Raw genomic sequence first — 12,910 nt, forward strand, 5'->3', positions numbered from 1 at the left:
AATGGGAAAAGCTGTTTAAGGAATAAAAAAAGCCGTGAAAATCCACGGCTTTAGTTTTTTGATTCAACGCTAACGGTTATTTAGCGCTCACGGTGAGTGTAGGCGACTCACCATTAGGGCCAGACACTCTAAATTCGTAAAGCCCAGCATCAGTGACGTCAATAACAAGGTTGTTGTTGCTAAATGACAACACTTTTGGCAGATCCGGCGTTACAAGGTTAGATGCCGCATCATTAGGGTTACCCAAGTTAACCGTATTCCAATCTTCTGATGCCACTTTGAACTCTGCACTTCCTACGCTAAGTTCAATATCCACCGTGTATTCACCCTCACCTTGGTAGGTAAATAGGTCGGTGGTTCCCCATCCGTTCATACCACCGCGTATGTAGACTTCTGTGTCACCGAAATAGGCCTCTTTATATACACCTATGGTGGGATTGCTTTCGTCATTTACATCAAAAACAAACACATAACGGTCAGCGTCTTCAATAGTCAGAAGCAAGTTATCGTTTGTTCTCGCCAAGGCAGTTGTTTGACCAACATTCACATTTTTATCTGTATCATCAGCACTCAATGCGCCAAAATTGACCGTATCCCAATCCTCAGAAGCGACTTTGAATTCATAACTACCTGGTTCTATATCCATTGTCACCATATAGATACGCCCCCCTTGATAAACAAGTTCGTCATTCGTTCCCCAATCGTTTACTGCCCCTCTGATATACACAGGTGTTCCAACATAGGGCTCTTCATTAACAATAGTGAGTACAGGGGACTCTGAATCCGAGGCGTTTATGGTAAACAGATACGTAGCACCAATAGAAGGTGTGAATGATAGATTGTTATTACTTCTTGCCAAAATTTTAGGCTCAATTTCTACAAGTGCACCATCATCACCTTCTGCGGCACCAAAATTAACCGTTTCCCAATCCTCTGAGGCAAACTTAAAGCCGTAAGTAGTGCTCGCTTCAAGAGTAACAGCAACTTCATAAATGCCATCACCTCTATAAATAAATGGATTATCAGTGGTCCAACCGTTCATATCGCCGCGAAGGTAAGGCGTAGTTTCACCATAAGGCACAACATCCGGGGCACCAGAAGTGGCGTACGCCGACAAACCATAACCTTGTGCGCCTGATTGCGGCTTCACAAATACGGCAATGGTCAGTGCTGGGACCGTGAATATACCATTCCCGTCTTCAGCTTCGTTAAACGTAGCCCCCCTTACAGCTTCATCACTTGAGTTCATTTGCCGTGCATGTAATGAAAACCCGGTTGCGGTATTGATACTTATAGATTGCGTATCGTACCCCGTATTCACAAGTACAACGATGGCATCATTTTGCATATCGAGATCGACACGTGGGCTTTCAGTATCATCCGTAACACCATCATCAATACTCATGGCTATTAAGCCTTTTTGCTGGTTTGAACCGATATTATGAAAGCCAATACGGTCAATGATGTCCTCTGCGGTAGTTAAACGAAATAGCGGGCTTTCCATACGAATGGCAAGCAACTCGTTAAATACATCCGACGCAAGCATAATATCGGTCATAGATGCTGCTCGTTCTGGGCTATAAATAAATTCACCCATTTCTTCCCAGCGAACTTCATTGTCTTGTGCTAACGGTAAACCCACATTCCAGTTATTGGTTTCATAGGTAAAATCAACGAAGTTGAACCAATCACCTGCATCATAGGTGTTTCTGTCCATAGACTTAGAGCGCAGTAAATCACCGCCCATTTGTAAGAATGGAATACCTTGAGACACCAGCGGGATACCGATAGCAACATTCTGTGCACGGACGCGCTCACTCAACGAAATATCCATCGGCAAGGTGTAGTTCAGTTGATCCCATAAGGTTTCATTATCATGTTTAGACACATAATTAATAATGTCGGCGGGATCGAGTGCGTAGCCACCTAAGTTGCTAGTATTGCTCGCTACGCCAGCAGACGTTTCAAGCACATAGTCTTGTAGTGTACCTACCATGCTCATTTTAACCTTGTCCTGATCACTTAGTAGCGCGTCAGAGTCAGGTGAAAAGATATTCCCTTGGCGAATCGCTTCACGAATTCTATCGTTGTACGTGCCTATTTGCGTACCGGCCATATTCAGCTGGTTCGCTTGCTCATAACCTCTGTCAATGCGCGTCCAGCCCTCACCGTAGAAGTAATTATCTTCATCCAAAGCTTGAACGCTGTTGCGTAATTTCAACATCGTCTCTTTAGAAGCTTGGCTCATAATGTCGAATCGAAAAGCGTCGTATTTGTAATGCTCTGCCCACATAAGTAGTGAATCTTGCATCAACTTTTCCATCATTACGTTGCGCGGCTCAGTATCATCGCAGCAGGTTTCGCGAACAATAACTCCGGTGTCTGTTTCATAACGATGGAAATACCCAGGTACTACCTTGTCCAGCACAGATTTCGCAAACACGCCAGAAGCATTGGTATGGTTGTATACCACATCTAAAGCAACGCGAAGTCCCATTTCATGCAGCGCTTGAATCATGGCTCGCATTTCAACAATACGCTCTACACCTTCTGCGCTTGACGCATAGCTGCCTTCTGGGGCGTTAAAATGATGTGGATCGTAGCCCCAGTTGAAGCCATCAATAGCACGCATATCGCTTGTGAGTTGCTGTGCTTTCGCCGCTTCGGCTAATGGGTCGTAACTGTTGTACACATCAATGAGTAGTGTGGCACTGTTCTCTTCCTCACAAACTGCTGCGTCGGTATTAAGGCGACATAAGTCTGCAACCGTATCAAATAAACCAACCGTTTTAGTAGGGTCTTCGTCAATGGTGGCAATATCGTTCGCTGGCAGTATATGAAAGTAATTTAGCCCTGCTTCAACTAATTTTTGTAGGTGTAAAACGGGCGCCGTGTTTTGCTCAGTAAATGCTAAGTATTTACCACGATTTGCTTCGCTTGTAGACATATCGCGAATACTGAAATCACGAACATGACCTTCGTAAATAACGGCATCCTCAGGGTTTTCTAACGTAGGAATATTCTGAGTATCCCACCCTTCTGGTTTTAAATCGTCATCTGCTAAGTTAACAAAGCGAGAGAAACGGCCATTGGTGCTAAGGCTTACCGAGTAAGGGTCAGTAACTTCAAGTACTTCTACTGCCCCTGTTTGCGGATGAAAAACCGTCACTTCATAGCGGTAAAGCTGTCTATCTAACGACATGTCTCCTTCAAATTGCCAAATGCCTGTAACGGAGTCGCGTGACATGGTGTGGCGATTTGCGAGGGTTTTATTATCGTTGTAAGTTAGCAAGTCTACATTTTGGGCCGTGGGAGCCCATACCGACACAGCAATTCCGGTATCAGTATAAACAGCGCCTAAAGTAGCCTCATTCGCATCTTCATCACCCGCGGTATAGATAGCATCAATTACTTTTGCATTTTGTAAGCCTGTTGCTGCTACCAGTATGCCATCACTGTCATACCCGCCCACTACGGCTTGGGTGGTCAGAACCGTTTTAGCATCCTCTAGGCTCCAGTCTCCCACCCACGCCTGAAGACCCGCTAGGTTTTCTGCTTTAGCAGTTTGGCTCTCGTCTAACGTGGCAGGCATTAATGCTACTGACGTGCCGTTAATTCCACTTTCCAGTGAACTCTCTAAGTCAGCATTCGGTGAATAGTGAAGCTTCACCGTAGATACGGTATCAGCCACATCCCACAATATCGTATTCGCATCTAACCAATGTGCGCCAAACCCTTCTATATCCACTGGCTGTGGCCCAAGTGACATAATTGGGTATTCAAATAAAGTAGGCTCTCCCGATAAGGTAAAGTTCATTCGCACGTAAGTAGCATCATCTTGAACTAGCGAAGCTTGGAAGTCAGAACCGCCTAGCTCTTTACCTGCATCGTCAGTGCCTAAGTGAATGATAAAATTGTGGCAATCATCAAAATCATTTTTTAAATCTAAAACCCAATACGCACCATAATTAGGATCGATACCCGTATGTTGACGTCCATTGGCCCAATCAGTATCTGAATCGGCATAAGCGTCACATTCATCGTTATTCCAAGTATGTAAACGCCAGCCTTCGTACACGGGGTCGTTTGTTGAATTATCAGCATCAACTGCCGCGCGGTTGTAGTATAAAACCGCTTGATTGTCGGCGGGGAAAAATACCGGTAGTGGTAAGCTTGGATCGGCGCCAACTACACACGCATCATTAGTTTCATTTGGTACCGTAGGCGCGTCACATTGAATCGGTGGTGGGGCTACGCACGCTGTGCCGTCTTCATTCGGAACGTTTGGTACATTACAGGTAAGTAAATCGTTTGAGCCAGATTCAACACCTGAACCCCCGCAACCTACTACAAAAAGTGCCGTTAAAATAAGTGCTGCAATACGCCACACCTTTAGCGTTGGTAGTGGTATTTTTAACATGGATAACTCCAATTTTTTCTTTTTCATACACGCAGTATTGGCAGTTATTGCCATAGGATTAAGCTTTTGGGAGAGGGGTAAAATACTCATAATTGGTATGTCATCCCTAAGTAATACTGTGTACCGAAAAACTGAATGGTGCCGGTTTGTTCAGAAGAGGTGAAATAACTTTTGGTAGGTTCGTCGGTAACGTTGTTTACTTGAAACAATACACTCCAGTTATCGTTGATTTCGTACGATGCTTGGTAATCAACAACCAGTTCAGAATCAAAATTAACGGTTTGATCGTTAACTGCCACTTGTTCTGATACAAAGAAATCTCTGTAACGCCCAGACAAACGCGTTTCAAACCCTTCATATTCCCAAAACAAGGTTACCGTGGCGACATTTTCAGATAAGCCAGGCAAGCTATCCGAATACACCGAACTGCTCAGCGTACGTTGGATTTCACTTTCTGTGTATGAGTAACTAGCCGTTACCCCTAAACCAGACCAGAATCTTGGCAACTTGCTATAAATTTCAGTGTAGGCAATTTCAACACCACGAATATAACCACCTTCAGCGTTATTTACTGCCGTGCTATAGCTGCCATTTTCGGTAGGAACCGTTACAAAAATAGGGTTACCATCGGCATCCCGAGACAACTCAGCCTCTTGCCCTACAAATTCAGGTTCAAGATAGACAGGGACTTGAACCGACTCGGGAACCACAATGCCGTTGCCGCTGAAGTCATAAGGCTCTATGTTTATTTCTTCAATGAAGGATTCTATATCTTTGTAGAATGCCGCTAATACTAACGCTCCTTCGGTATCCTCAAAGTAGTACTCCCATGAAATATCATATTGGGTGGCATAAAAAGGCTCTAGGTAAGGGCTATTTGTTGCGTTCCCGTTTACCTTGGCGGTAGGTTGCGACAAGGTCACTTCTCCCGAGTCTCTATCTTGCACAGCAGTCACCGTTTCAACGGTGGTAGAAGCATTTGCCGCAAATCGATTAATCGGTGCACGACCCATTACTTTCGCTGCTGCAACTCTGAGCTGCGTATTATCCGTAAGCGCAAAATTAAGGTTAATAGACGGCAAGACATCATCGTATTCATGGGTAAGCGTTGTGAAGCGGTAAAAATTGTTAATTAAGCCGGCATCATCGGTAATGTTTTGTGCGCCCGCAGTAGGATCACTTATCTCTATTGTGACGCCCGTTTCTGGATCGGTAATTAACGACGTAGCACGCTGGTATGTGGTAGAACTTTGTTTTGTTTTTACGTAACGAACACCCACGTTACCGGTAACTGCCATACCAGCTATCTCAGTATTGAGGCCCGCCATCAAATAAGCGGAGTTTACGGTTTCAAAGACCTGCCCACTTTCTTGCATAGTCCAAGAAGTAGACGGGCCCGTACCTGGGCCATTAATCACACCAGCAGCCCCTGGTCCCCAGGTTTGAACGGGTTGAGGGTATCCGCTCGGAAACCATGCATTGAGCGCACTGGTTAAATCTACCGACAAATAGCTTGGGAAATAGCTGAAATCGCCAGCCCAATCAACTCGCTCCACCATATCGTTAGTTAAACGTAGCGGAGGCTGACTTGCAGAAAACGCACTGTCGTTGCCGTATTCAAATACCGAACGATCGTTGCTGTACTCTCTATCGGAATAGCGATAACCAAACTCCAAGCCTGTCACGATAGGCATGTCGATAAAGTATTGGAAATCGACCTTGTATGCATCAAGCTCATCTTTGTTCACAAAGGGGTAAATGCCGTATTTACTCACCATCACCCTATCGATATCGGAAAACGCATCTGCTTGATTAAAGGCTAAATCAGGAAGATTATTGCCATTCAGCAAATACGAAATTTGAACGTTCTCATCAAACACTGGGCTCACGGCGTTGGCATCTTCACTGACTAACGACCATAGCAAGCCATTACGGAAATCACTTTTCGCGGTGGAACGTGACACATCAAATTGTACCGACAAGTCAGCACTAATTTCCCAATCTGCGTTAATACCGAAGTTTTCAACGCTATCGAAATCTTGGTTGTCATCGTTAACTAATTCAACCCGTGTAAAGCTAGTATCTGTGCGAGAAAAGGTGCCACCGATAACACTATTGTTCACAATGACAGGGTTCGTGATGCCTGCCGTTATCCCACCTAATTTCACTCGATACCCACGGGCAAACTCTTCTGAATCGAACTTAGAAATAAACGCATCGGCTTTTAAGGTGAAATTTTCTAATGGAGCCCACTCTATTGCTGCGACATATCCGTCGCGAGTTTGCTCCCCGCCTTTATGCTGAATTTCGAAGCCTTCCGAAATAAGCTCACATTCTGGACAGTCTGTGCCCACTCTGTCGTTGTCCCCCTCAATGCCATCGACGTCCACGGCTCCGTTGTACGCTAAGCCAACGAACTGGGTAGATACACTGGGTTGAAACAAACGTGCATAACCAAGAGATAAACCGACGGTATCGTCCATGAACTTACCTTGATAGGAAAAGCTCAATCGATGACCAAATTCACTGGCATCTGATATCTCACTGGCTCGGTCGTTATACATACCCCGCATGTTGGCACTAAATTTATGCTGCTCCTCCATGGCTAATGGGCTGGCTGTTTTAAGCTCTACCGTTCCCGCAATGCCCCCTTCAATCAGCGATGCTTTAGGCGATTTATACACACTGGCTTCGGTGATCAATTCTGAAGGGTACTGGTCAAACTCAATGGCTCGACTTCCACTCGTAGACACTTGCTCACGACCATTGAGTGTAGAAAACACAAAGTCACCCGCTAAACCACGAATGTTTATTTCAGCCGCTTGGCCTCCAGTACGCACTGCAGATATACCCGGCAATCGTGTAAGAGCATCTGCCATAGATACATCAGGCAAACCGCCCAAATCATCAGCAGAAATTTGTTCTGAAACTGTGTCAGAAAAGCGTTTTTGATTGAGTGATTGTATGAGGCTAGTACTAAACCCCCTAACCTCTATGCGTTCCAGCGTTTCCTCAGATATATCATCAGCAGCTGGTTGACCGCGCGATTGTTCAATTGAGGTTTCATTACTGACTTCATCAATAGTGTCTTCCGACGTTTGCTGTGCGTAAATTGGCAGGGAAAATGCCAACCCACTACTGACTAACGCCACCATGATAGGCTTAAGTTTGAATGTTCTCATTGGTGCCCCGTTCCTTGTTTTTTTATCAACGGTTCGGGAATACCACACCCAAACTCGTCACTTATGGTTCTGCCATAAATAGTATCGGGTTGTATAAAAAGAGAGCAACACCATGCATACGTATTCATTCACATTTAAGTAACATTAAATAAACATATGAAAAGAAAGAATTACTTTGAAAGCTTTTAAGAGTAACGTTGAGCGGTAAGTGATTGCGTTGCCAATTAAAGAAAAATTAACTATGAATGCCGTCCGAGATATTCTGAAGTTGAGTTTCAGTCCTTGAGTGCGAGGTTGTAATGTCTAAAATTTAACGCGAGACCTTGAACAAAGCGCTAAAGCGCAGGTGTGGCCCCCTCGCCCACACCAGTAATTCCTATCTCGGAAGATTATACGAGCGTCACCTTGATCTTGTTTGACGACCATTTATTCGTGAAATAATTGGCTGCAATTTAAGTAGCGGTTTCATCGTCTGTAATAATTTGCATAGGTTAAATCATAAGAACCTACTAACCACAAAACTGCTTTAAGAAATCATCATGGCTAGCAATTTTGCCAATAGGCTCATTTTTTATGCGTTTAATATTTTGCATTAATTCTAGAAGTTTTTGTTCAGACAATGCATTGGCTAGCGGGTGGAAATCGTTCTGCGTTATACCCTGTCCGTTAAGCACTTGTAGCCAAGAACTCTCAAGGAACAAGTCATTTTGCTCTCTGAACAAGTTACCAGACTCCCTAAACAACTCTATTTTATGCGTCAGACTATCTGGTACATCCATCTCCCGAAGGTCTTTCCAGAAATGTGAATCGGTTCTTTCATTAACATGATAGTGTAAGATAATGAAGTCTCTTATTTGCTCATACTCAAGCTGAGACTGTTTGTTGTACTCATCAATTTGATACTGTTTAAAGCCCTCGTGCGGGAACAAATGAATAAGTCTTACCACAGCAGACTGAATAAGATGAATACTGGTTGATTCTAACGGCTCTAAGAATCCGCTAGAAAGGCCGATTGCAACAACGTTCTTGTTCCACTGCTTACGCCTTCTGCCGGTTTTAAAACGAATAAAGTTAGGGTCTGCCAATGGTTTTGTATCAAGATTATTCGACAATACATCTAGTGCTTGCTCATCCGTGTAATAGTTGCTGCTATACACCAAACCGTTACCGTTACGATGCTGCAATGGAATACGCCATTGCCACCCAGCAGAATGAGCAATAGAACGTGTATAAGGAAGCGTATGTTGGTGACGCTCTGAGGGCATAGCTACGGCGCGATCGCATGGTAGCCAATGCGACCAATCTTCATACCCTGTATTTAAGGTCTGCTGAGTGAGCAGCCCTTTAAAGCCAGAACAGTCAATAAACAAGTCGCCTTCAATATGCTCGCCGTTTTTCAATATTACGCCGGTAATAAAGCCGCTATCCTTGTCCTGTTTGACCTCGGTAATAATACCTTCTTGGCGCGTTACCCCCATTGTTTCACACTTTTTACGTAGAAAGCGCGCATACAATGACGCATCGAAATGATATGCGTAAGGCATTTCTATAACTGGGTCGGGCGATTTTATATGGGCAAATTTACCGGCTTTACAAGCAAGGTAATTTAGATCGTAATCCCACAATGAGTCAGTTAAACCCATTTTTTGGGCGCGTTTAAAGTAGTGGTGAAAATGACAAAAAGCATAGCTTTTTCCTGCCGCGCCAAACGTGTGAAAGTAGCTCTCACCTTGCACCCGCCAGTTTTCAAACTTTATTGCCAACTTCATGGTAGCGTTGGTTTCGCGTAAGAACTCTTTTTCGTCGATACCCAATACGTTATTAAGGGTAATAATAGGCGGAATGGTTGCTTCGCCAACGCCAACTGTGCCAATCTCTTCAGACTCAATAAGCGTTACATTTACGCCTTTGCCGATAAGCCGTTTGATTACTGCAGCCGATATCCAACCCGCAGTTCCACCGCCAACAATAACTACATTTTTAACCGTTTGATTCATCATATATTCGCCGTCACCACATTTCGTTTTGGCACACCTCAATTACCACCTCATATCATGGCATTAACTGGTATACAACAAAAAGCCCCAACACATTACGTAAATTGGGGCTTTTTAATCTTACTACATTTAACACTCACATTATTGTGGTGCTCGTTTGTGACACTTAGAAAGTGTAGTTAAAGCCAAGTAAGAAGTTACGGCCGTATGATTGATACTCCGTAATTTGGCGGTCATCGCCCGGATTAACACGAACAGTAGGCTCATCAGTTAAGTTCTGGCCTTGAAAGGTCACTCGAAGGCCTTCAAGATACTCAATGCCTGATTCACTGAAGTCATAACCGATCTGCGCGTCTATCTGCTTAACGCCGTTATCTTCTATTGGTGCTAGTGAAAGGCTGATCGCACGGGTCTCGGTAGCAAAAGCATCACGCTTGGTACCTGAAACGCGGATTTCAAAACCATTACTCTCGTAGAAAGCGGTCAGTGAATAACTCTCTTCAGAGAGACCCGGTACCGCTTCACCATTTTCAAGTTCTCCATCAAGGAATGTCGCACTTGCAAATACACCAAACCCTTCAAGTGACTCATGAAGTATTTCAAACGGCAAGCTACCTTGTAACTCCCAGCCACGAACAAAGCCCTCAAGACCATCTTCACGGAAGCTTACGATTCCGTTAAATGTCGCTGGAGGAACAATATCGCTTTCATCCAACACACCATCGCCATTGATATCTGTTTGACCTGAAGTTTCGTGAAAACCTTCAATATAAGATTCACTAAAGTCGCCAACTGTTTGTCCGGCTACGTGCCAGTTAGTCAGGTCTTTATAAAAGAAACTAACTGCATAATATCCTGAATCTGCAAAGTAGTTTTCGTAGGCAATATCAAATTGGTTTGCTTCAAGAGGTCTTAGGCGTGAATTACCTGCACTTGCTGCCCACGGACCATTCGCAACATTTTCTGAGATTATTTGCTGGTCATTAAACGTAAAGCTAACCGTGTTATTCGGGCGCATGTCGTCCATACGTGGACGACTGATAACTTTACCTAATGCAGTACGAATAAACTGGTTTTCAGCAATTTCGAAGCTTAGGTTAAGTGTTGGTAGTACGTCAGTATATGAGTCACCATCAGAAATCGGTGTTACTGCTGTAAATCCAGTTGGACCGGTAGTCGTATTGAAACCAGAACCTGACTGGTCAACATTTACAACTTGAAGACCAAGGTTACCAAAAACTAAAATATCGCCAATTTCCGTTTCGATATCTAATTTAGTATAGGCAGTCAGAATATCTTCTGAGATAGAATATGAGTCACCAAAACGACCATTTTCGAAAAGTTCAGCCTCTGTTTCAATGTAATAACCGCTTCTGTACAAACCAAGACCGTCGTAGGCAATCACGCCTTCAATCCCAATATGGCTTAAATCTGCTGTACCAATAGGGTTAGGCACGAGTTCAGCGTCAGGCCATGTTGGAGCGGTCAAATAAGCCCCATTGTTATCTTTAGATTTTTCACGCTCTTGATAGTTAACACCGGCTGTTAACTTAGTAAAGATACCCCATTCAACGTAACCTTCTAGGTCAAGACGAATAGCATCAAGTGATTCATCAAAAATTGGCTCGTTAACGAAACCGTCCTGTGCTGTATTAGGTCCAAAACCTTCAACGCCTTGAAAGCGCTCCACAGGACTCAATGAACCACCCCATGCCTGCGGACCGGCTAAGAAGATTGAGTTTGGATCGGCGAGATCAACACCATCTAGTGTTGGGTGATCGCTATATATAGCACCAGTTGATGTCATCGTCCACGCTCGTGGCGTAAGTGGACGTCCATCTGCACCCGCACGACCTACTCCTGAATAGCTTTCAATGTCGGTGATAGTCTTATCAACTTGCCCCGATGAAATATCTAACGTCGCAGTCCAATTATCACTGATAATGTATTCGACGTTCAAACCAAAGGTAGTAAGTTCTGCCTCTTGCTGACGAGAATCGTTACGAATAACAGAAAGGAAGCCGTCGTAGTAACCCGAAGTAACAAGGCCATCTTCTACCCCAGTAATTGTATATGCACCTGTACCCCATTCAGCGCCGCCTTCTTCCACGCCACGTCTTGCATCATTTTCTTCAAAGTCAATATAGAGTGCGTCGAATTGCAATTTAAGCTTATCTGAAGGTGCATATTCAATTACCCCCGCAATCGATGTACGTTCCAACATGGCTGACCGCGTGAACGAGTCGTGCCCACCAAGAATTACTGTTCCTTCTGGTACGTCAACACCTTCTGCGGCGTTCGCTGGGTTTGCATTTGCATATCCCCAACCGCGGAAGTACTGCTCTTGACGAGGCGATTCCATATCAGCAATTACCAATGCTACTCCCAACTTGTCATCTGCAAACTGGTCTACATAGTTAAATGATAAACGATGACCGTCGTTTTCGAAGTCAGGGTTACCTGCGTCTTGTTGGTTTTTCTCGTAAGAACCATTAAACGCGACGGTTTTCTGAGCGCTCAGTGGACTTACAGTTTGAATGTCTACTGTACCACCAATACCTTGAGTCATAAGACCCGCTTCTGGTGTCTTGTATACAAGAATGTTTGAAACGATTTCAGTTGGATAAAGGTCAAATTCAACACCACGGTTGTCACCCATACCTAAAAGCTCACGGCCATTCAGCGTTGTGCCTACGTAGTTCTCATTAAAACCACGTACAGAAATACCACTAGTACGACCATTACGACGCTCACCAGCTAGACCAGGAAGACGAGCAATTGACTCAGCGATACTTGTATCTGGTAGCTTACCGATGTCTTCAGCAGAAAGCGCTTCAACAATAGACGTATTGTCCATTTTGATTGCTTGAGCACGCTGAAGGCTGCCGCGAATACCACTCACTTGAATAACTTCAAGGTTTTCTTCATCAACAGCATCAGTGTTTGCTTCTTGAGCAAGTGCCGGTGCACTACCAAATGCCATTCCACCAGAGATAAGCGCAGCTTTAATAAGGTTGGGTTTAAAATGTTTCATAAAACGGGTGTCCCATACAGTTATAGTTGTTGTCTTTTTGTTATTCTTATGACAAATAAATGACAATACATCTCACCGGGACAATGCTATAGAGGTGCCAAGGTTTGCACAATTGCCTGCATACGTATTCAATAAAATTTATGCAACATCAATTTAACAATACAAGTCGCAAATATGATGTAATTTTACAACAGTTACAGACCACAGTTACAAAGCTGAGCTAATTACCATTGTGATGTTAACAATGAAAACTAATGCTAGGGTTGATTGTTATATG

General features: G+C 44.0%; 4 protein-coding genes. All 4 read right to left on the minus strand.

Annotation, left to right across the window (positions count from 1 at the left end; translation table 11 throughout):
- Window positions 1–76 precede the first annotated feature (76 nt).
- The 4 genes from J8L84_RS12280 to J8L84_RS12295 all read right to left on the minus strand — a co-directional run bounded on the left by J8L84_RS12280 (window position 77) and on the right by J8L84_RS12295 (window position 12,633).
- On the minus strand, window positions 77–4,420 hold the full coding sequence (locus J8L84_RS12280; RefSeq protein ID WP_211070952.1) for an alpha-1,6-glucosidase domain-containing protein: 4,344 nt from the start codon (window positions 4,418–4,420) through the stop codon (window positions 77–79).
- A gap of 86 nt (window positions 4,421–4,506) precedes the next feature.
- A complete protein-coding gene (locus tag J8L84_RS12285; protein WP_211070953.1) occupies window positions 4,507–7,602 on the minus strand; it encodes a TonB-dependent receptor in 3,096 nt (1,031 codons plus the stop codon).
- A gap of 509 nt (window positions 7,603–8,111) precedes the next feature.
- Window positions 8,112–9,599, minus strand: a complete 1,488-nt coding sequence (locus tag J8L84_RS12290) for a tryptophan halogenase family protein (RefSeq protein WP_211071098.1) — start codon at window positions 9,597–9,599, stop codon at window positions 8,112–8,114.
- Window positions 9,600–9,765: 166 nt separating this feature from the next.
- Window positions 9,766–12,633 (minus strand): TonB-dependent receptor, encoded by a 2,868-nt coding sequence (locus J8L84_RS12295; RefSeq protein ID WP_211070954.1) that lies wholly within the window; start codon window positions 12,631–12,633, stop codon window positions 9,766–9,768.
- Between the last annotated feature and the right edge of the window lie 277 nt (window positions 12,634–12,910).

The organism is Alteromonas sp. MMG017, assembly GCF_018100795.1.
Lineage (GTDB): Bacteria > Pseudomonadota > Gammaproteobacteria > Enterobacterales > Alteromonadaceae > Alteromonas.

Bases quoted from the DNA above. Each gene is read 5' to 3' on its own strand.
- J8L84_RS12280 (WP_211070952.1), bottom strand. From the start codon at position 4,420: ATGTTAAAAATACCACTACCAACGCTAAAGGTGTGGCGTATTGCAGCA.
- J8L84_RS12285 (WP_211070953.1), bottom strand. From the start codon at position 7,602: ATGAGAACATTCAAACTTAAGCCTATCATGGTGGCGTTAGTCAGTAGT.
- J8L84_RS12290 (WP_211071098.1), bottom strand. From the start codon at position 9,599: ATGAATCAAACGGTTAAAAATGTAGTTATTGTTGGCGGTGGAACTGCG.
- J8L84_RS12295 (WP_211070954.1), bottom strand. From the start codon at position 12,633: ATGAAACATTTTAAACCCAACCTTATTAAAGCTGCGCTTATCTCTGGT.